Consider the following 21,761-nt stretch of genomic DNA (forward strand, 5'->3'; position numbering starts at 1 on the left):
TTGAATTACCAAACGGGTGCCATGCGAATATCGCTCGGTAATTCATTCGGAACTACGGGCAGCATGTAAAGACGCAAGAAGGTAGCAGTAGCTACGACTACTAGAGCACCTCGTTTGATGGCTGAGAAAACACCACCCACCTGCTTCAAATGATCTACCTCATCTGAAATTACTCTCAACTTTTCAAAATACTCCCAAATTCTTGGGTCATCCAAGTTGATGGTAAAAGGAAAAACCTGCTTAGTAATATCAGAAGTAATTTCTAATACCTTGCGGTCATAGTCTGTTGGCGATACCCCAAGTGCTTTATGAAACTCTGGCCTGGAATGGTCACGCACATACATCGTGGCGTATACCGCCAATAAGAAGAAGCGAATCCACAGTCGATTGCCACCATTGAGTAACCTCGGCGTGGAACGCATTAATAAGGCGAAGGCTTCGCCGTGACGAAACTCATCGTTACACCATTTCTCAAACCAGAGAAATATCGGATGAAAGCGCAATTCTGGCTTGTTTTGAATAATGCGATAAATCGTGATGTAACGTGCGTAGCCGATTTTTTCAGATAAGTAAGTCGCGTAAAAAATAAATTTTGGCTTAAAAAAAGTGTATTTTTTAGTCCTGGCTAAAAATCCTAGATCAACCCCAATACCAAAATCTTTGAGCCATTGATTAATAAAACCGGCATGCCTGCTCTCATCACGCGCCATGTAGGAGAACAAGTCTTTTAAGTCGGGATTCTTAATCGACTTTTTAATCTCTGAATAGAGAACACAACCTGAGAACTCTGAAGTTATGGAGCTAATTAAGAAATCCAAAAACTCCTGGTACAAGCCCTCTGGTAAGTGGGAGTAGTCTTTAGACATATCTTCGGGACGCTGAAAGTGAGCCTGATTAATGTCTGACTCAAATTCTTGCATGAGCTTATCCCACTCAGGCTTTACTGAGCTGATATCAAAACGATCCATCTCATCAAAATCAGTGGTGTAAAACCGAGGACTTAAAATCGTACTTTCTAGAGCGCGATCAGTTGATTCATTAATGGGGCGAACTGTATCCATGGTGGGGGCATTAGTGCTCATACTTCAATACCTTTAGTCACAATAAGGGGTTGGGCGTGCGCTACTGAGCGCACTCTTGGATATTTTTTCGCTTGACTGAATCGGGTGGTAGAAAAGCTGACTTCGTATAACAAGGTAATTTCGAGTCTTGCAGTGAGGTATACCCATAAACGCGATAACCAGCCCGCTTTGGAAACTGTTGCTGTTCTTTGGTAGCTCAAGACCTCGCCAAATGAAATTTCTGTAATCGGGTCATGTACTAGAACCTCATCGCCTGGACCGACTTGAACGCCGTCAAGATCCACGTGGGCATATAAGTACTCTGAAGTATTGGACATATCCACAGAACATTTGACCAGCTGTTTAGACATTATTGCCCCGCGCTATTTAAAAATGCAGCAAACTGCGCCGCGTTATCTCGACCAAATGATTCCAAATCAATCCGATTGCCCGTTGCTAGATCTACTAAAGTCAACCTGCCATCAGATCGACTCATTAATTCAAATGCATCATCGCTGGTAATTTGCTGAATGCGACGTTCACGAGCCAAAGCTCGCAAAATTCCCCGGACAAAACCAGCCTGACCCTCTACTTGTGCAATCATTTTCCCACTAGAAGCTGATATAACCCCTACCGATCCATCAGGGAGATCCCTAAAAAACAGTGCTTTTTTCGCGATCACACTAGCATCTACCTGCGTTTCTGATTTACCAGACTGAACGGCATTGGCAACCAGGAAAACTACCCCCACCAAAACTGTCACCACAAAAATTGCGATGTAGTTTTGGATGCGGATAGGATTCATGCGCAAAATCATGCTGCTTCTGCCCCTGAGTAAGGGGTATTCACCATCGATGGATTGCTTTGAGCAGCTTGAACTGAGCGAGCAATGACATTATTCTGAGTAGCCCAAGCATCAACCAAAATTTTGGCTACTTCGGAACAGTTGTCAATACACCTGAGAGTAGGCTGAGGACTAGCCCAATGGGATGGTCTTGAATGCGGCCATAAGTGAAATATCGCAATTTTTGTTTCTTTACTGAGCTTTAGAGAAATATCTCCCGTGCCCTGCTTAGTGACGCAGCAATCAGCCGACTCAATCATCCTGAGAGGGAAATTGAAGGTCATATTCAACACAATCCCAATACGCATTACTACGCGCTTATTGGTAATGGTGTAGACCGCAGTGGATGCCATGAGATAAGCAAGCAAGGCAACTAGAGATAAGCCAATGGCTGAAAAAATCGCAATCCTTAAGGAGGAGAAAAATATCGCACTTAAGACTTCACCATCAGTCACACCTGTGACAATCTGATAGAGCAGGATCAGGCCAAAATAAATCAATAGTCCGCTGAGATGAAACACTCGCAGAAGCATCGCCTTCACATCAGGCGAGCCCTGCCACAAAATACGCTCGCCCTCAGGTAACTTTTCTGGAAGTCCCAGCTCTGGTTCAAACTCATGCTCTGGACTACTAGGAATGTTCAGACTCATATTAGTGGCTCCTGACGTTCAGGAGTGGCATAAAGAGTGCCAGCACCATAGTACGACATGATCTTCTCTTCTTCCAGCAAGGTAATTTGCTCTGGATTTTTTGTTTTTGGCACGGCAGCAAACTGATCTGCAAGGATTGATACCACTTGCACATCTTGCTTGCCAATACGTGAGAAATTCACTGGTAATAAGACCGTCGTACCTTTTGCATCAACCTCTAGATAGCGAATCATCATTTCCATATGATCAACCCAGACGTCTTTCACAACGCCGGCCTTATGACCATCAGCGCCAATCACGTTCAAGCCAATTGGATTAGTATCTTGCTTTGCAATTGCAAAATCGTTTAACTTACTCAGTGGACGAATGCGCGCATGGCCCTCTAGATCGTAATCAACATGATCAGCACGGTTGGCATAAGAACCTGGCCCTACTCCTGCTAATAATGGATTGCCAATTGGGGCAATCGGTGCGCCATTCCACGGATGAATTGGTTCTGCCGATAAACGCTCTGTATCTGGCGGCGTTTCTAAAGGGGCGTAATAGGTTTTGCCGAATTCAGTGACATATTTCTTCGTCTTTGGCATACCTAAAATGCCATCTTCGCGTCGAACCTTGCCAAAGCGCTCGGTTTCAAGAGGGAAACCCTCTCTCTTTCCTTCTAATGTTAGGTATATCACTAGACCAACAAAAAAAAGTAGAAATAGATAAAACGCTAATTGAGCGACATCTATAAATTGTGTAATTGCACCAGTACCCATTTTTTCTCTCCCTCTTTAATAAACTAGCTTGGAAAATCCGCTAGGCCAAACTGACTCATTTTTGAAATATCCAGGTTTCGCTTTTTGGCTACTAGTGGACCTAAAGCTATCAACGTAATAAACAACAAATAAATCTCAATGTGATAAACAAAGCTATACCCGGTAGCAGGATTCATTAAGGTGGAACCAATTGCACCGCCCATCGCTAAATCTGAGACGAGATCACGAATGACCCCTCCCAGTGACATACCTATTCCAGAGCACGTAGCGGTTACTGCACCCCATGCGCCAATCACCATCCCGGTTTTATTTTCCTGATCCATGCTCATGGCGATGGTGAGCGTACTAACTGCAAACAGACCGCCGCCAAAACCAATCAGAAGTGCACCCAATCTAAAGAGATTTGCTGAGCCTAAGGGCTCTGAAAATATCACCATTGAGAATGCAATCAGCCCAAGTAAGAGACCAGATGCAGAAATTCTGTAGGCGTTATAGCCCTTGCTTAGCCAGCGTGCTGATAACGTAAATGCGAGTAAAGACCCGCAGGCAATCAGCGCAGTCAAAAAGCTAGTAGCGGATACATCCAATAAGAGTATTTCTCCACCATAGGGCTCCAAGATAATGTCTTGCATGCTAAAGGCAGTAGTTCCAAGACCGAGCATGATGAGGAAGCGACGAACCTGCGGCGCCTTAATGAACTCGCTCCAACTTTGTGAGAATTTTGGCTGAACAATAGTTGGTGCAGTATTTTTAGGCTGACGTGCCTCTTGCTTCCACAAGGCAAACAGATTCAGAAGCAAAGTAATGAGAGCAACACCCTGAATCACCTTAATTAACTGAATCGGACTAAATGGGTCTAGGAAGACACTAAACATGACACCGCTTAAGACCATACCAAAGAGCAGCATGACGTACATCATTGCCACAACACGGGGGCGATTTTTTGCATCTGCCAAGTCTGTGGCGAGAGCTAAGCCAGCAGTTTGAGTGGTTTGCATACCTGCGCCCACCAGTAAAAATGCCAATCCACTCCCAAGATAGCTAAACCAAGTCGGCCAATGCGTATCTCCAGACAAGATGATGAGTGCAAAAGGCATGATGGCCAAACCACCAAACTGCAACCAAGTCCCGATCCAAATATAAGGAACCCTTCTCCAACCCAATATGGAGCGGTGGGTATCTGACTTATGGCCAATTAAGGCTCTGAATGGGGCAAAGATGAGGGGCAGCGCAACCATTAAGGCCACCATCCATGCTTCCATGTGTAGCTCAACAATCATGACTCGGTTTAAGGTGCCAACCAATAAGGCAGTGGCCATACCTACTGAAACTTGAAACAAAGATAGCCTTAAGAGGCGACTCAGAGGTAAATCTGGGGTCGCCACATCAGCAAAAGGCAAAAAGCGAGGATCAATCCTCGTCCATGTCTTAGTCATCTTTGACAGATTAATCATGATGTTTTTTCAAGCTCCATCAGCTGTGACTTGTAAAAACCACTGGAAACTAATTGGGTATGGGGAATCTTCCAATCCACAAACCACGGTGATTGATCGATGAGCTTACTCAGCTTCACTTGGCTAATAGGCTCTATAAAGGGCGCTCGATCTTTTCTAGGAAATAGACGGCCAACACGAATCATCACTTCAAGGGCTAAGGTGCTTGGTGCAAAAGTAAACACAATTTTGTTTGACACTCGGGGTGCCAACTTCTCAAGCACCACCAACATATCAGCCGCACAATAATGGATCATCGAATCCATGCCCACAACGTAATCAAATTCTCCTAAGCCCTCATCGAGCATATCGCCGGATCTAAAGTCAATATTTTGACGATCAGCAGGAGAAATTCTCTCTTTTGCTAGCTCAATGAGATTAGGCGATAAATCAATCGCAACAACACTCGCACCTTTATTCGCTAACTCGAGAGCCAATGCACCAGTGCCGCAGCCCGCATCCAGAATCCGCTTACCAGCTAATGACTCTGGCAAGCGTGCAATCAAATTTGCGCGCATTTGGTCACGCCCTGCTCTGACCGTTGCCCTAATACCACTCACTGGAACATCAGACGTTAATTTTACCCAAGCATCGTTTGCAGTCCGATCAAAATAGTCCTGCAACTTACTCCGCCTATTTAAATAAGAGATCGCGCTCATAATTAATCAAATCCTAGTAAGTCAAATATTTCACGGTCTTTGAGCGACTCTGTAAGGATAGGATCGTCATCTAAAAGTAGGCTAGCAGCTAAACGCATGTATTCGTCTTTGACCTTTTCAATCTCTGGGGTCGATTCCATTTCAAAAACAGTACATTTTTTGAGACGGCTTTTACGAATCGCATCGAGGTCTGGAAAATGCGCCATTGTTTTTAACCCGACCCGCGTATTAAATTTATCAATCTGGTCTGTATCAGCGCTTCGATTAGCGATCACGCCACCTAAACGCACGTTATAGTTTTTTGCTTTGGCACTAATAGCCTGGACAATGCGGTTCATGGCAAAAATAGAGTCAAAATCATTTGCCGCAACAATCAAGGCACGGTCAGCGTGCTGTAACGGGGCTGCAAAACCACCACATACTACGTCACCTAAGACGTCAAAAATAACAATGTCGGTATCTTCAAGTAAATGATGCTCCTTCAAGAGCTTTACAGTTTGGCCTACGACGTAACCACCGCAACCAGTTCCTGCGGGTGGGCCACCAGCCTCTACGCACATCACGCCATTAAAGCCTTCGTAGACAAAGTCCTCTACTCTGAGCTCTTCTGAATGAAAGTCTACTGACTCCAGAATATCAATCACGGTAGGAACGAGTTTTTTAGTCAGCGTAAAAGTAGAGTCATGCTTTGGATCGCAACCAATCTGGATAACCCGCTTACCCAGCAATGAAAACGCTGCAGACAGATTAGAGGAGGTTGTACTCTTACCAATCCCTCCTTTGCCATAAATCGCGAATACTTTGGCATTCCCAATTTTTTCATTGGGGTCCAGGTGAACCTGCAAGCTCCCCTCGCCATCGGTTGGCTTACTTCGAGTGTTAATCGAAGAAACTGGCACACTAACTGTATTCATTAAATAGGTACTCCTTCATAAACGCCTTCAAGTCGATCTTCAAAGTCATTAGCAACGCGACGCAAGGTCTCTAATACTGATGGCTCTGGCTTCCAATAATTTCTCTCTGATGCTTCCAATAGTCGACTTGCAACTTTTGCTGATGAAGCTGGATTAAGCTTCATCAATCGCTCCCGCATTTCTGGATCTAATATGAATGTTTGTGTTAGATGTTGATAAACCCAGGGCTCTACTTGACCGGTCGTAGCAGACCAGCCAACAGTATTAGTTAAGTGACTCTCAAGCTGACGAACACCTTCGTAGCCATGCTTAAGCATGCCTTCGTACCACTTTGGATTGAGCATGCGTGAACGGGTCTCTAGTGATACCTGCTCATTGAGGGTTCTGACAACGGCAGTACCGCGAGTTTGATCGCCGATATACACTGGCGCAGCTTTTCCACCCTTGGCTCTTCTGACAGCCCTGCTAACGCCACCTAAAGTATCAAAATAAGTGTCGATGGTTGTGACACCCAGTTCAATAGAGTCCAGGTTTTGATAAGTCAGCTCAACATCAGCAAGGATGTTGTTCAGAAGCTCGCTTTGTAGCATTGGGACACCGGTTCTTCCGTATGCAAAGCTTTTACGACGCGTATAGGTTTCAGCTAACTCGTTTTCATCTTTCCACAAGCCGTTATCAATCATCATATTGACGTTGGCGCCATAGGCACTCTCAGCATTACCAAAGACCCGTAGAGCAGCAGTCTCAAGATCGCAGCCATTTTGTGCCTGATAGGCTAAGGTATGTTTTTTAATAAAGTTTTGATCAAGCGGCTCATCAGCACTAGCTGCTAAGAAGGCTGCCTCGGCAAGAATGCGGATTTGCAAGGGCATCAGGTCTCTGAAGATCCCTGAAATCGATACCATGACATCAATTCTGGGTCTACCCAACTCTTCCAAAGGAACCAATTGAGCGCCAGCTAATCTACCGAAGCTATCAAAACGCGGCAGTGCACCCATCAGCGCCAAAATCTGGGCAATCGGTCCACCTTCAGTTTTTAAATTGTCAGTACCCCACAACACCATGGCGATGGATTCTGGCAATGGATTGCCATCCAGCTTATATCTTTCCAACAGCATATTGGCTTGAATCAATCCGTCCTTCATTGCAAATTTACTTGGGATACGGAAAGGATCGAAGCCATGAATATTGCGACCAGTTGGCAATACCTGGGGATTGCGAAGGACATCGCCACCTGGTGCGGGACGAATATAGCGCCCTTCTAAAGCCTTCATCACACCCTGCATTTCGCTATCAGCTTGTAGCTCACTGAATACCGCAAGCAATTGTTCTAGCTCGATACGTAGCGCAGGAGTCAGATTCATTTTTTGGGCTTTTACAAACTGCTCCAAACTATCGCTATTGATCAACTTTTCAATGCTAGCTCGATCAATATTTTTGAGCTCGCCCTCTTGAACGGATAAGAAGCTCACCAACATATCTAAGCTTTGCTCCATGCTAAGCGGACTACCAAGCACATGAAGGCCGTAAGGGATCAGTGTGTATTCCAACTCCAGAATCTGTTCACTCAGATGCATTACAGTCTGATTGACTTTGCTTGCACTTAAATTCTTCCAAACAGGCTCTGCAGTAGAGAATTCGAGCTCAACTGCTTGTGCTTGCATGGAATCAAGTAATTCTTGCTCAGTGTCACTCCAAGATTGGGCTGTTTCATTTCGAACCAACTTACGCCAGTGTTCTACCGCTTCCTTGAATTCCAATAGACCTTGATATAGACCTGCTTGTGAAACCGGTGGAGTTAAATAGCTAATTAAGGTTGCGCCAGCACGACGCTTGGCAATCGCACCTTCTGATGGATTGTTTGAGGCGTAAATATATAAATTTGGTAAATCGTTAATCAGGCGATCTGGCCAGCAGGCACCGGACATTCCTGATTGCTTGCCAGGCATAAATTCAAGGGCGCCATGAGTACCAAAATGCAATACTGCTGAAGCTGCAAAATCTTCACGAATGTAACGATAAAAGGCGGAGAAGGCATGGGTTGGTGCAAAACCTTTCTCATACAACAAGCGCATTGGATCGCCCTCGTAACCAAACCCAGGCTGAAGCGCGACAAATACATTGCCAAACTGTTTACCCAATATAAATAGTGATGAGCCATTACTCAGTAGATTTCCAGGTGCTGGGCCCCACTGCGCTTCAATTTCTTTTAACCAAGGCTCACGACGAATATGATCTGCGGCGCTAATCAGTGCATGAACATTGGCATCTGTGCCATGCTCTTTCGCATTACCAATCAGAACCATGTCCCGAAATTCATCGATGGATGCGGGTACATCAACACTGTAACCCTCTGCTTTGAGGCTTTTTAAGGTATTAAAGACGGATTCAAAAACGCTTAAGTGGGCAGCAGTACCCACTCTTCCCGCATTTGGGGGGAAGTTAAACATCACCAGAGCTACTTTGCGATCCGCACGCTCAGCCTTACGCAAGGCAATCAATTTAGATACGCGCGCAGCAAGCATTGCTGTACGTTCAATGCAGGTATGCATGTCATGGCGATTAATGCTGGCCTCAAATACGCAACCCTTATGGCAGCCTTTACACTGCACATCTGCATCACCGGCTCTACCACCAAACACCATTGGGACAATCGCACCATCGAGCTCAGGTATGGCGATCATCAGCGTGTTTTCTACTGGCAGGAGTCCTCTATCAGAACTACCCCATTCGTTAAGCGTCTGAAACTCCAAGGGCTGTGCTGCGAGGTAAGGCACATCTAAAGAAGCAAGCACCTCTTCAGCTGCTTTTGCATCGTTATAAGCAGGTCCGCCTACCAAGGAGAAGCCGGTAAGTGATACAACCGCATCAACTACTTTCTCACCATTCTGATAAAAGAATTGGTCGATAGCTGGTCTTGCATCCAAACCTACTGCAAATATGGGCAGTACTTGCAGTCCTTGCGCCTCAATTGCGGCAATGACTGAATCGTAATGCAGGGTGTTACCAGCCAAAATATAGGATCTCAACAACAACAGTCCAACACGACCCTTGGATTTCTTATCAGAAACCAATTTAGGTAAATCGTTAATCGACTCACTCATGCGGCCTTTGAGCCGTGGATGATAAATACCGTTATCAGGGTAAATGACAGGCTCAACGAGCTTTTCTTTAGTCTTTAAAACTACTCTCTCACCAGCGGCATAACGATTGACTAAATTAGTCACCATATGGAAGAGGTTCTCTTCGGAACCACCCAACCAATATTGCAGTGTTAAGAAATAGGCTCTGACATCTTGCGCATTACCTGGAATAAATCGGAGAATTTTTGGCAAGCGACGCAACATGCGCATTTGCGCTGCACCACCAGTTTGGGCCTTCTCTTTATTTCCACGCAAACGCTTTAACAAAGCCATCAAGCCAGTTGCCGGCTTGCCCATATCAAACCCGCCCATGCGAGTCAGAGAAACCACTTCACCTGCTGACATAGCGCAAATCACGGCATCACAGTGATCACGACGCGCTTTTAAGGCCTCAATCACTGGTTTGTAGTGATCTTCCATAAAGAGCATGGTCACAATCAGAATATCTGCAGACTCAATATCGCTAATACAGTTTTCCAGAGCTTTAGCATCTACGGTCCAGCTAGAAGCCGCATGAATGCTGAGCTCAAGACTGGGTAGCTTTTTCTTAAGGGCATAACGAGCCCTCTCTGTCGCACTACTCAAGTGCGTGTCCATCGTGATGATGGAGACTCTCATGGGGATTTTCTTATCTGCCATAGTGAGCCTTTGCATCGTAGAGCGTTTCAATAGTGATATGGCTAATGCCATGCTCAACTGCAAACTTCTCGGTATTGCGTCGTGCTTTGCCTCTAACGAAGAATGGAATTTTTCCTAATTCTTTTTCTGCTTCTACATCCCATAATTTTGCTGGCTCTGTACCGCTAAATATTTCAGCGTTTACCTGGGTATGGCTTACTACTGGAGCGATTTGGTTTGATTGAGGCTCCGGTGAGTGCAAATTTTCTTTAACAGCTGCTGAATGACCTAGATGGGAAGGTGCAGCCTTGGCACTAAATTCAAAATCATCGCGGAACATCATAATGAGATGCTCTTCCAGACCCATCATCAGCGGATGAATCCAGGTGTCAAACAATACATTGGCACCCTCAAATCCCATCTGTGGTGAGTAGCGTGCTGGAAAGTCCTGAACATGGACTGGCGCAGAAATCACGGCGCAAGGAACGCCTAATCTTTTAGCGATATGGCGCTCCATCTGCGTACCCAAGACTAAGTCTGGGGTGAGCTCAGCAACTTTTTCCTCGACTTCTAAATAGTCATCGGTAATTAAAGCCTCTACTTCATACAGCTTTGCAGCTTCACGAACTTCGCGGGCAAATTCACGGCTGTAAGTTCCTAAGCCAACCACCTTAAATCCAATTTCTTCTGATGCGACTTTTGCAGCAGCAATGACATGGCTTGCATCGCCGAATATAAATACACGCTTATCGGTGAGATAAGTAGAGTCAACTGATTTTGCGTACCAATGTGCCCGCTCATCTTGGGATTTTAAAAAAGCCTCTGGATTAATATTTGCTAGTGCGGCTACTTCTTGAACAAACGCTCTAGTTGCTTTAGTACCAATCGGAATGGTCTTGGTAAACGGCTGTCCAAATGTTTTCTGCAGCCAAGAACATGTAAGCTGAGCAATTTCTGGATACAGCATGACATTAAAGTCCGCCTGAGGTAATTGGGTGATATCTGCTACTGACGCATTGAGCGGTGCAACTACTTTCACCTCAATACCCATCGCCTCTAATAAAGACTTAATTTCTTGAATATCGTCGCGATTTCTAAATCCTAATGCAGTAGGTCCAAGAATATTGCAACTAGGCTTTTGATCTTGTTTTGCGTTAGCAGCACGCATCTCTTGATACTGCTGGGCACTGATGGATTTATCGAAAGCTACCAATCCACGAGTAATGTGATAAAAAGTTTCTGAAGCGCCCCAGTTTTCTTTTTTCTGATACGAAGGAAGTTCGAGCGCGATAACCGGAATCGGCAAAGTGAGCGCTCTTGCCAAGCCACCCGGATCATCCTGAATCAACTCTGCTGTGCATGAAGCGCCAACGATCATCGCCTTTGGCTGGAAACGTTCATAAGCAGAATTGACAGAATCCTGGAATAACTGCGCTGTGTCTCCACCCAAATCTCTTGCCTGAAATGTCGTATAGGTAACAGGAGGGCGGGTTTTAGCGCGTCCAATCATCGTAAACAACAAGTCAGCGTAGGTATCACCCTGTGGTGCATGCAAGACATAGTGCAAATCGGTCATCGAGGTAGCAATACGCATTGCGCCAATGTGTGGCGGGCCTTCATATGTCCAGAGTGTCAGTTGCATATGAGTCCTTTAAGCCGCTAGTTTCAGACTGCGATTTAAAGGCCGCGCAAAGAGCTCTGCTAAATCAGCAGCTTGCTCATATCCATGCACGGGGCTAAAGACCAACTCAATTGACCACTTAGTCGTAATGCCCTCAGATTCAAGGGGATTGGCTAGGCCAAGCCCACAAACCACAATATCGGGCTGGTCACTTCGACAACGATCTAACTGCTTCTCAACGTCTTGACCTTCAACGATGCGAATATTTTCTGGTAATAAATCAAATTCACATTCCAAATGCTGTTTATGGACATAGGGTGTGCCTATCTCCAGAACCTTCATACCGCATTCTCTAGATAAGAAGCGCGCTAGAGGAATTTCTAGCTGAGAATCTGGAAAGAAAGAGATACTTTTATTTTCCAAGGCTGGCAGGTATCGCGCGAGACTCTTTTTGGCGCGATCAATTCTGACTTGAGTTACTTGCTCAAATTTGCCTTCATCAATGCCCCAGGCTTTGGCTGCAGCCTGAAGCCATGCTGTAGTGCCTTCAACTCCAAATGGGAATGGTGCAGATAATCTTTTTGCGCCCCGCTCCTCAATGAGTCTGGCAGTTTCAGCTAAGAAGGGTTGGGCAAGTAGGTATTGAGTGTTGCTGTTGATCTCCACTACTTGCTTTGAACTCTTTGGCGGGAAGAACGATACATTCGTAATTCCCAACTCATTAAAAATGCGTTGGAATTGATCTTCAACGATATCCGGCAAGCAACCAACGATGAGTAAACTTTTTTCAGCTGCAGGAGCTTGTTTTGGTGTGTCAGTTATTAAGGATGCCAAGCAAGCATCCTCACCTTGAGTAAAGGTTGTCTCAATGCCGCTGCCTGAGTAACTCAAAATGCGGCATTGATTGATCATTTCTTTATTCAATCTTTGTGCTGCACGAGATAGGTCTAATTTAATGACTTCTGATGGGCAGGAGCCTACTAAAAATAACATCTTGATGTCAGGGCGCCTTGTCAGTAAGGCCTTTACAACCCGATCAAGCTCATCGTGAGCATCTGCAATTCCAGCAAGATCACGATCATCAATAATGGCTGTCGCAAACCTCGGCTCCGCAAAAATCATGACCCCGGCTGCTGACTGAATCAAATGCGCGCAGGTTCTGGAGCCAACAACCAAGAAGAAGGCATCCTGAATTTTTCGGTGTAACCAAATAATCCCTGTAAGACCACAAAATACTTCTCTTTGGCCACGCTCTTTATAAATTGGAATATTTTTACCAACATGGGACTGAGCCTCTTTTGGCAGATCAACGATGGCGTTCATGCTGCCACCTGGTCGCTAAACTGCAGCCGAGCCATCCGAAGCTTATAAATAAACTGGCCTGCATTAATAAAGTAAGACGTATACGCAGCCAGTGCGAGATACATCAGGCTACGATCGCTCATACCACCAGCTATGAGGAAATAGAGGTAAATCGTATGTAGGGAAATGACCAACATACTAAATACGTCTTCCCAGAAGAAGCTATCGGCAAAAAGGTATTTTCCAAAAACCACCTTCTCCCAAATGCTTCCGGTAAGCATGATGAGATACAAAAAAAAGGTTTTTACCACCACTGAGATAGTGGCTAATTCATAGTGTTGACCAGAAATGAGGTATTGCAAGACCAAATACAGGCTAATGAGGCAAACTAAAAACTGAACAGGCGCCAAAATCCCCTGAACCAGGGTCCACACAGTAGCATCGCGTTTTGCGCGCTGTTCCTGACTGTATAGAGGCTTATTGATTTTCATTTTTGGGCGTGTTGTATTTGGCTTTGTGTAAACAAAACTTTACGCTCATTAGAACTTACTAATACTAGTACTTTCCCTAGTTTATATTAGCGTTTACCCTAGTTAATAGAAAATAATTGCTAATATTAGATCTCTAGTGTAATAATTATTTTACATATGTTTGCAAATAATAGATTACTTTTTTAGCAAGGGTCATTGGGTGAATCCATCTTTCAAAAAAGAACTCATCATGGAGGTTTTTAGCACCCAACTACCCCGCTTGGTTGAGGAAATTGAACGCAAGGTTGAGGGGGCCAATAAGCCCAAAGCCTCCAACGAAGAAGGCTGGCTTGAGACTCCTATGCCCACCCCAAGCAAACAAGGGAACGCATTAGCTGATGAGGAGATTGATCGGATCACCCAATTACTCCTCTCAACCGAAGATGGGGCCTTTGAGTTGGCAATCACCGTGCTCAAGACTCATGGGGTGTCGATCAATTACATCGTCTTAGATCTTATACCCACGATTGCAAGAAGGTTAGGCAAGCAATGGGAAGACGACACTCTTAGTTTTGCTGAAGTGTCAATTGGAGTTAATAAGCTTGAGCGGGTTATTCATAAGCTCGACTACCTTTTTCAAGTCACTCAATTAGAGAAGCGAGGCAATCATTCGATTCTTATAACGAATTTTCCAGAATCACAGCACTCTTTGGGCACGCTCATTCTCTCTAATTATTTTATTCATTCTGGTTGGCGTGTTTATCGCCCAGAAAATAATAGTCTGAAATCCATCGCCAAGGAGCTTGAGTCTATTAGTCATAATGCTTTGGCTATCTCGATCTCCTGCGACGAACAATTGGAGCTGTTACCAAATATCATTAGCACTCTTAGGGGGAAATCAAAGAACCCAAAAATCAAGGTTTTAATTGGGGGTCCGCTCTATAATAAAGCGCCTGAGAAATTTGCCCACATTGAGGCAGATATAACAGCATTTACCCCTGAAGAATCTGTTGAAAGATTAGAGCTTGTTCTCAGCCAAATATAAAAATAATTATTAGAAAAATCGGTAAACAAATATAGTGACCAAAATTTTCAATCTAGATCCTCAAGCAATCGATGCCTTAGATGTGCATCAGGCAGCTGCCATGCTGTCGCTTTCGGTCGATCTTGTGCTCGTGATGAATAGCTCAGGCTTAATTGAGAATGTATTAAACGGCTCAAAGCCTATTGCTGGCAATACACAGTCTTTAATCGGAAAAAATTGGCTCGATACTGTTGCTGTTGATAGCCAGCCCAAAGTCAATGCCCTGCTCAAGACTGGCGAGGATGATTCCGAACAAAAGTGGCGCCAAGTAAACCAACGGATTGAGGGATCACCCTCTCTTCCAATTCAATTTAGTACGATTTTTTTTCCAAAAGAAAATAAGCTTGTTGCCATTGGTAAAGATCTCAGTAGCATCTCTATGCTGCAACAAAAGCTTGTAGATTCTCAGCAAGAAATTGAGCGTGAATATGCCAATCTTCATGCAATACAAAATCGTTACGTTAAACTGTTTAATAACATTGATCAAGCCTATTTAATAGTAGATAGCCAAACATTAAAGATTCTTGAAGTAAATAAATCTGCTGGATTTTTGGTGGGTGATCTAAAGAAGATTCAGGGTAAATTGTTTACGAATTTATTTCCTGTAAAAGATTATGAGGCTATCCAAACTTACCTAGCAGATTCAAAATCGGGAATTATGCAATCTTCGATGCAATCGACGCTTGAGAACCTGAAAGAGAACGTTGAAATTTCTAGCGTCTTATTGCGCGAAGGTAATCAAAATATTTGCCTTGTATCCATCAAACCAAAATCAAATAGTACCCAGATCAGTAATCTGAATGAGCAAACTACTTTACTCACACAGGCTATTGAAGACTTTCAGGATGGTTTTGTTGTCTGCAGTACTAGCGGTATCATTTTGACTGCCAACAGCACCTTTGTTTCTATGTCTCAATCTGCCCAGAAAGAAAATATTCTCGGCAAGTCCTTAGAGGTGTGGCTTGGTAGAGCGGGAATTGATTTAAAAATTATCCTTGGTACCGTGCGCGAATATGGCTCGATCAAAGACTATTCAACAACTATTACCGCTGATGATGGTAGCTCACCACGAGAAGCCCAAATTTCAGCGGTTAGCTTTATCAGCGGAAAACTCTCAGCAGTTGGTATCAGCATTCATCTGATCTCAAAATCGATGCAACAACCTAGCGCTAAATCTGAGAACTTAGGAAAGAATGCTAAAGAACTAACCCAATTGGTTGGCAAAGTTCCTTTAAAGCAAATCGTTACTGAGACCACTGACATTATTGAAAAGTTATGTATTTTGGCTGCCTTAGACCTGACTATGTCCAACAGAGCTTCGGCAGCAGAATTGCTAGGTCTATCTCGACAAGGTCTCTATATCAAAATGAGGCGTTTTGGCATTGTTGATAGTAATGCTGCTGAAGATATTGATGCCTAATTTCTCATGACTAATCAGACAGCGGTATTAGCTTTAATCAATATTGCTGCTGGTTCTAGTGGATGGGGGCTATCACGCTATATTCTGGGCAAATACCCTTTCGCCAGACTGCCAGGCCTGCAATTTTGCAAAGTACTCGGCTCTGGATTTAACGGCGGATTTAGTACAAAACCAAGCCTTACCAAACAAGGCTTTTTTTGCGTGTTTGATCAGCCAAAAAATGCAGATGCATTCCTAAAAAATGCTGCTATCTTGCGTGCATACCAAGATCATTCCAGTGAAATGTTTACCGCTACACTCCAGGCCTACTCTAGCCGCGGTTCGTGGTCTTCATTTTCAATGCAAGACTTGGCACAAAAACCGATTAAAGGCCCTATTGCATCGCTCACTCGGGCTTCAATCAGACCCACTAAAGCGACACAGTTTTGGAGCAAGGCAAAGCCTGCTGAGGAATCGATTAATCAGGCATCTGGAAAAATACTGACCGCTGGACTTGGCGAAGCACCCTACCTTCGCCAGGCAACCTTTACTATCTGGAATGATGAACAGTCTCTAGATCGCTATGCACAAGAAGGGGCGCACCTCGCTGCTATCAAAGCCGCATACGGTAAAGACTATTTTTCTGAGTCCATGTTTACACGCTTTGTAGTGAATTCTGCTCAAGGTGTATGGCAAGGTAAGCATGTTGAAATCACCTAAGGTTCTGATTGTTGGAGCGGGCATCGGCGGTCTTAGCGCTGCTTTGACGCTATCTCACCAAGGTCTTGATGTCACGGTAATCGAAAAGAATGCAGGGCCTGGCGGAAAGATTCGCCAAGTACAAGCAGGTAATTCTTTTATCGACTCTGGTCCCACAGTCTTTACGATGAAATGGATCTTTGATGAGCTCTTTGCGGATTGCGGAGAGTATTTTGATTCTGAATTCGAACTGGAAGCCTTAGATATTCTTGCAAGGCATAGTTGGGGTGATGCGTACTTAGATCTCTACGCTGATAGCCAAAAAAGTGCTGATGCTATCGGTCAATTTAGCGGGGCACAACAAGCAAAACAGTTCTTAGCGTTTTGCAAAACAGCCAAAAAAGTATATCAAGCACTAAAGACGCCTTTTATTGAATCCCCTCGCCCCAACATGATGGGAATGATGTCCTCTTTAGGGCTAGCAAAAAGTAAAGTGCTTTGGGATATCGGCCCTTTTAGTAGCTTATGGTCAGCATTGGAGCAATACTTTCCTGACCCTCGTCTTCATCAGTTGTTTGGGCGTTATGCAACTTACTGTGGCTCATCGCCTTATTTAGCTCCGGCAACCCTCATGTTGATCGCCCAAGTAGAAATGGAAGGTGTTTGGTCTATTAAGGGGGGAATGATCAAAATCCCCGAGGTCATTGCACGCTTAGCCCAAAAGAAACAATGTGACTTTCGATATAACTCGGAAGTGCAGTCCTTGGATATCGCTGGGGATAAAGTAAAAGGGGTACTGCTCTCTTCCGGTGAATATCTTGAATGTGATTATCTCATTTTTAATGGCGACATTAACGCCTTGAAGCATGGCTTACTGGGCGAACTAGCCAGTAAAGCGATTCCTAAAAATCTTCAGCAGGCAGACTCCCTGTCTGCAGTTACTTGGTCAATGCAGGTAAAAGCATCTGGCTTTCCACTAGTCAGACATAACGTTTTCTTTAATAAACCTTACCGAGATGAGTTTTCGGATATTTTTTCTCAACATAAAATTCCAGAAAATCCAACGGTGTATATATGCGCTCAAGATAGAACGGATCATGCGATCGAGAGCAACTCACATGAACGACTGCTGTGTCTGGTGAATGCACCGGCAAATGGCGGCAGTTCATCCTACGATACAAAGGAAGTAGATCGATGCGAGCAAAAAATATTTTCACTCATGAGCCAATATGGTCTACAACTTCAAGATCTGCAAGTGACTCGAACGAGCCCTCAAGAATTCGCCAACCTCTTTCCGGGTCGTGGGGGAGCTCTTTATGGTCAAGCAACGCATGGATGGATGAGTTCATTCCAGAGGCTCGGTTCTCAATCGCAAATCAGCAATCTACTACTCACGGGGGGAAGCACTCATCCGGGTCCGGGAGTTCCCATGGCGGCTATGTCCGGTCGCTTGGTGGCCGCAACCCTAATGGAACACCTCGGTTTGACCAAGCGGTAGATCCAGGCAATTATCTCTGGTGGTATGTTGATGGTCTGAGCGACGATGGTCTTTATGGCTTTAGCATCATTGCGTTCGTCGGCAGTGTGTTCTCGCCCTATTACGCTTGGGCCAATAAGAAGCGGCCTGCCAATGCGAATGATTACTGCGCGATCAATGTTGCACTTTACACGCCAAATTCAAAACACTGGACTATGACTGAGCGAGCTCAGAACGCGATCAATAGAACAGAAAATACCTTCACCATTGGCCCGAGTCATTTGCATTGGGAAAATGATGTTTTAACTATTAAGATGAAAGAGCGCGTACCTTTGCTGGGGAATAAGGTAGAGGGCACTATCAAGGTTTACCCAGATCAACTCTTTAATCATGTTGTGGCATTAGATGATCAGGGAAAGCATCGCTGGGGGCCGATCTCCCCGTCAGCGAGAGTAGAAGTATCTTTTGATAAGCCCGATTTGCATTGGAAAGGCAGCGCCTATTTTGACTCGAATGAAGGCGACGAGGCAGTGAGTCAATCATTTAGCGAATGGGACTGGTCTAGAGCACACCTGAAGGATGGCAGCACAGCCGTTATTTATGATGTCCGCCAAAACAATGGTGCAGAGCGCATCATTGCCTCCAAATTTAATGTTGATGGCACAGTTGAACCCTTTGTGGCGCCAGAGAGAGTCTCTATACGAAAGACCGGCTGGGGCATCAAAAGAAATATGCGTTCAGAAAAACAGACCGCAGTTGAGCTCTTAAATACCTACGAAGATACCCCGTTTTATGCACGCTCCCGAATCCAATCTCACCTACTGGGGGAAGAGGTTATTTCGATGCATGAGACTCTCAACGTGAATCGCTTGAAGTCCAATATCGTACAACTCATGTTGCCCTGGAGAATGCCTAGAAACCCAACAATGATTTTTTAAACTTGTTGCTGAGCGTTGGCGTGATAGGTTGCTGTTTTTCGGAGTTCTACTTTTTCAAGTAATCCTACAACCCAAATTAATCTTTCTTCGACACTGCCGGTGTAATGAGCATAGGGCTCTTCTGGCTTGACGACATTGACTAAAAACTGAATAGAAGCAATCTGACTAAAGCTGCGGGACGGTTTAGCGGTAAAAATAGCCGCTCTAAATGCCTTTACGAGTAAGAGTAGCTTTCTCTTTTTCGAAACTACAGCACGTCGAGAGACCGAATCGTAGGATTGACGCTCCACCTGGCGACTGATTTCTGAGTAGATAAAGCTGGCAGCAGCAATTGCTGACCTACAGTTACGCGGTAAGCCAGAGAATCCAAAGGAAGATCGCCTGTAAAGGTCGTCAGCATAAGTAATCAGCCTTTTAACGACTCTAGATAGTTCAGGGCTGAACTGGGGATTGAGTAGCCACTGATCCGGATCAATACCCTCCTCTAGAAGCCATTGCTTAGGCAGGTAGAGTCGTTGATTTTTTGCATCTTCGCCAACATCTCTGGCGATATTACTCAATTGCATTGCTAGTCCGAGCTCGCATGCCCGCTCTAAGACTGCGCGATCTCTAACTCCCATAATTAAAGTCATCATGACACCAACGGTAGAGGCTACTCTTGCCGAATAATCACAAAGCTCTTCTATCGTGCCATATTGCCTGCTATTACGATCCCATCTAAATCCCTCAACTAGAGCCTCTAACAGCTCTCTAGGAATCAGGAATCGTTCAACGACCAAAGCCAGCGCTCTGTCTGCAGGGATATCAGCAGGATTCTGGGCATAAATGCAATCGAGTCGATGTTCAATTTGTTTGATGACGTCATCTGGCGCATTCGGATCATCCACCATGTCATCCAATAGACGACAAAAAGCATAGAGGGCAATCGCAGAATCTCTTATCTTAGCGGGCAATATGCGTGAAGCGGAAAAGAATGACTTAGAGCCTTCTTTCATGAGATCTTCGCAAATATGAAGATCTTGCTGAAATCCAAACTCAGCGGTAATCGCCCTATCGTGCACGGCTACCTGCAACCTTGACAGGCTCGATTAAAGAATCCAAGGCTTTAGCTGAAGACAACACTCCAGGTATACCAGCACCAGGATGGGTGCTTGCTCCCACCATATAAAGACCTTCAATATCTTCACTACGATTGTGAGGTCTAAACCAAGCGCTTTGAGTGAGGAGTGGCTCCAATCCAAATGCCGCACCCTTAAATGACAAAAGCCTGTCTTTGAAATCCTCTGGAGTCATCACAAAGGACTCCACTAGATTTTCTTCTAAGCCAGGTAAAACTGTCTCTTCCAACATTGTTGCAATGGCCTGCCTATAGGGCTCGGCCTCTTTTTTCCAATTAGTGCCGCTATCCAAATGGGGTACTGGGGATAGAATATAAAATGTGTCACAGCCTTCTGGCGCCAAGCTAGTGTCAGTAGCAGTCGGGCGATGCAGGTAAAGACTAAAATCTTTTGCTAGGTGATGACGTTTAAAAATATCCTCTAGCAATTCTTTATAGCGCTTGCCAAGCAACATCATGTGATGCGGAATTTGTGGATACTGTTTCTTGGTTCCAAAATACCAAACAAATAAACTCATGGAATACTTTCCATTGTTTATTTTTCTATCTGTCCAAATTTTTCTGTGTTGTGGCTCGATGAGATTTTTATAAGTCCACGCAGTATCTGCATTTGAAACTACCTTATCAGCATAAATTACTTCGCCGCTTTCTAGGGTAACGCCAGTGACCTTGCGATCGATGATATTGATTTTCTTGACTGTGCTGTTATAGCGAATAGAGACACCAAGCCCCTCTAATAAGCCTACTAATCCCTTGATAATGGCGCCAGTGCCTCCCATCGCTGAATGCACACCCCATTTACTCTCCAGGGAGTTAATTAAGGCATATACAGCTGTAACGGAGAATGGATTGCCGCCAATCAGCAATGGATGAAAGCTCATAACCTCTCGGAGTTGAGGATCTTTCATATGCTTAGCCACCAAGCTGTAAAGAGTTTCCCATGCCCGCATTTTGATCAGACTGGGGAATGCCTTTGCAAGATCAGCTAGGTTATCAAAGGCGACATCGCCTAACTCTTCAAAGCCTAATTTATAACGGTATTTGGCATCTTCCAAAAAGCGTAAATAACCCGGCAAATCCTTGGGATTAAATTTACTAACCTCCCGCTTCATTTGCTCTAAATCGCCGGTGTAATTAAAGATCCGTCCGTCAGCAAATCGTATTTGATAGAAGGGGTCCATGGCGCGAAGATCAACATCATCAGCCATTTTTTTACCGCACATCTCCCACAACTCTTCTAATAGAAATGGTGCAGTAATAATGGTCGGGCCAGCATCAAAGGTAAAGCCATTCTTTTTATGAACGAATGCTCTACCGCCTGGACTCTCGAGTCGCTCTAATACTTGTACTTGATAGCCTTTTTTTGCCATGCGAATGGCAGAAGCTAGACCCCCAAATCCTGAGCCAATGACTAAAACACGCTCAGCATGATTGCCGTCATGAGGGTTTGTGATTTGCCCCGGAATCTTAAATAGATCGACCTTTTGGTCCATCACACTTCCTTTAGTGAA

General features: G+C 44.7%; 19 protein-coding genes. 5 read left to right on the forward strand and 14 right to left on the reverse strand.

What is annotated here, in order from left to right; translation table 11 throughout:
- Window positions 1-5 precede the first annotated feature (5 nt).
- From acsF to bchF, 12 genes are read right to left on the reverse strand one after another with little or no spacing between them, the layout of a single operon-like run.
- Window positions 6-1,082 (reverse strand): magnesium-protoporphyrin IX monomethyl ester (oxidative) cyclase, encoded by a 1,077-nt coding sequence (gene acsF, locus C2747_RS06840; protein ID WP_215330862.1) that lies wholly within the window; start codon window positions 1,080-1,082, stop codon window positions 6-8.
- Window positions 1,079-1,432 carry a hypothetical protein gene (locus C2747_RS06845; RefSeq protein ID WP_215330863.1) on the reverse strand — a complete coding sequence of 118 codons (354 nt, stop codon included), beginning with the start codon at window positions 1,430-1,432 and terminating at the stop codon, window positions 1,079-1,081. Before C2747_RS06845 ends, acsF begins: the two co-directional genes overlap by 4 nt.
- Complete coding sequence (puhC, locus tag C2747_RS06850; protein ID WP_251374720.1) at window positions 1,432-1,866, reverse strand: photosynthetic complex assembly protein PuhC; 435 nt, start codon at window positions 1,864-1,866, stop codon at window positions 1,432-1,434. Before puhC ends, C2747_RS06845 begins: the two co-directional genes overlap by 1 nt.
- A gap of 8 nt (window positions 1,867-1,874) precedes the next feature.
- A complete protein-coding gene (gene puhB / locus C2747_RS06855; protein WP_215330865.1) occupies window positions 1,875-2,555 on the reverse strand; it encodes a photosynthetic complex putative assembly protein PuhB in 681 nt (226 codons plus the stop codon).
- Window positions 2,552-3,316 (reverse strand): photosynthetic reaction center subunit H, encoded by a 765-nt coding sequence (puhA, locus tag C2747_RS06860; RefSeq protein WP_215330866.1) that lies wholly within the window; start codon window positions 3,314-3,316, stop codon window positions 2,552-2,554. Before puhA ends, puhB begins: the two co-directional genes overlap by 4 nt.
- A 23-nt stretch (window positions 3,317-3,339) precedes the next feature.
- Window positions 3,340-4,752 carry a PucC family protein gene (locus tag C2747_RS06865; RefSeq protein ID WP_251374721.1) on the reverse strand — a complete coding sequence of 471 codons (1,413 nt, stop codon included), beginning with the start codon at window positions 4,750-4,752 and terminating at the stop codon, window positions 3,340-3,342.
- Window positions 4,753-4,766: 14 nt separating this feature from the next.
- Window positions 4,767-5,468: a magnesium protoporphyrin IX methyltransferase gene (gene bchM, locus C2747_RS06870; protein ID WP_215330868.1), complete on the reverse strand. Its 702-nt coding sequence runs from the start codon at window positions 5,466-5,468 to the stop codon at window positions 4,767-4,769.
- Between the two features lie 2 nt (window positions 5,469-5,470).
- A complete protein-coding gene (gene bchL, locus C2747_RS06875; RefSeq protein ID WP_046330404.1) occupies window positions 5,471-6,382 on the reverse strand; it encodes a ferredoxin:protochlorophyllide reductase (ATP-dependent) iron-sulfur ATP-binding protein in 912 nt (303 codons plus the stop codon).
- Complete coding sequence (locus C2747_RS06880; RefSeq protein WP_215330869.1) at window positions 6,382-10,164, reverse strand: magnesium chelatase subunit H; 3,783 nt, start codon at window positions 10,162-10,164, stop codon at window positions 6,382-6,384. The genes bchL and C2747_RS06880 overlap by 1 nt, the downstream gene beginning before the upstream one ends.
- Complete coding sequence (bchB, locus tag C2747_RS06885) at window positions 10,154-11,785, reverse strand: ferredoxin:protochlorophyllide reductase (ATP-dependent) subunit B (protein ID WP_215330870.1); 1,632 nt, start codon at window positions 11,783-11,785, stop codon at window positions 10,154-10,156. Before bchB ends, C2747_RS06880 begins: the two co-directional genes overlap by 11 nt.
- Before the next feature lie 9 nt (window positions 11,786-11,794).
- A complete protein-coding gene (locus C2747_RS06890) occupies window positions 11,795-13,087 on the reverse strand; it encodes a ferredoxin:protochlorophyllide reductase (ATP-dependent) subunit N (RefSeq protein ID WP_215330871.1) in 1,293 nt (430 codons plus the stop codon).
- Entirely contained in the window at window positions 13,084-13,557 is a 474-nt protein-coding gene (gene bchF / locus C2747_RS06895) for a 2-vinyl bacteriochlorophyllide hydratase (RefSeq protein WP_215330872.1), read from the reverse strand. Before bchF ends, C2747_RS06890 begins: the two co-directional genes overlap by 4 nt.
- Before the next feature lie 259 nt (window positions 13,558-13,816).
- On the opposite strand from bchF, the gene C2747_RS06900 reads away from it, so the two are divergent.
- The 5 genes from C2747_RS06900 (at window position 13,817) to C2747_RS06920 (ending at window position 19,133) form a co-directional block, all read left to right on the forward strand.
- Entirely contained in the window at window positions 13,817-14,581 is a 765-nt protein-coding gene (locus C2747_RS06900; RefSeq protein WP_215330873.1) for a cobalamin B12-binding domain-containing protein, read from the forward strand.
- A gap of 34 nt (window positions 14,582-14,615) precedes the next feature.
- Window positions 14,616-16,040 carry a transcriptional regulator PpsR gene (ppsR, locus tag C2747_RS06905; protein ID WP_215330874.1) on the forward strand — a complete coding sequence of 475 codons (1,425 nt, stop codon included), beginning with the start codon at window positions 14,616-14,618 and terminating at the stop codon, window positions 16,038-16,040.
- Between the two features lie 6 nt (window positions 16,041-16,046).
- The gene (locus C2747_RS06910) at window positions 16,047-16,739 is read left to right on the forward strand and encodes a spheroidene monooxygenase (protein ID WP_215330875.1); all 693 of its coding nucleotides are present in this window, start codon (window positions 16,047-16,049) and stop codon (window positions 16,737-16,739) included.
- Entirely contained in the window at window positions 16,723-18,216 is a 1,494-nt protein-coding gene (gene crtD / locus C2747_RS06915) for a 1-hydroxycarotenoid 3,4-desaturase CrtD (protein WP_215330876.1), read from the forward strand. The genes C2747_RS06910 and crtD overlap by 17 nt, the downstream gene beginning before the upstream one ends.
- A 68-nt stretch (window positions 18,217-18,284) precedes the next feature.
- Window positions 18,285-19,133, forward strand: coding sequence for a carotenoid 1,2-hydratase (locus C2747_RS06920; RefSeq protein WP_491005597.1), 849 nt, complete (start codon window positions 18,285-18,287; stop codon window positions 19,131-19,133).
- Here C2747_RS06920 and C2747_RS06925 read toward each other — a convergent pair.
- Both C2747_RS06925 and C2747_RS06930 read right to left on the reverse strand, forming a co-directional pair.
- Window positions 19,130-20,194 carry a phytoene/squalene synthase family protein gene (locus tag C2747_RS06925; RefSeq protein WP_251374723.1) on the reverse strand — a complete coding sequence of 355 codons (1,065 nt, stop codon included), beginning with the start codon at window positions 20,192-20,194 and terminating at the stop codon, window positions 19,130-19,132. The two genes, C2747_RS06920 and C2747_RS06925, sit on opposite strands and share 4 nt — an antisense overlap.
- Window positions 20,184-21,743 carry a phytoene desaturase gene (locus C2747_RS06930; RefSeq protein ID WP_215330877.1) on the reverse strand — a complete coding sequence of 520 codons (1,560 nt, stop codon included), beginning with the start codon at window positions 21,741-21,743 and terminating at the stop codon, window positions 20,184-20,186. Before C2747_RS06930 ends, C2747_RS06925 begins: the two co-directional genes overlap by 11 nt.
- Window positions 21,744-21,761 lie beyond the last annotated feature (18 nt).

It is taken from the genome of Polynucleobacter corsicus (assembly GCF_018688255.1).
GTDB lineage: Bacteria > Pseudomonadota > Gammaproteobacteria > Burkholderiales > Burkholderiaceae > Polynucleobacter > Polynucleobacter corsicus.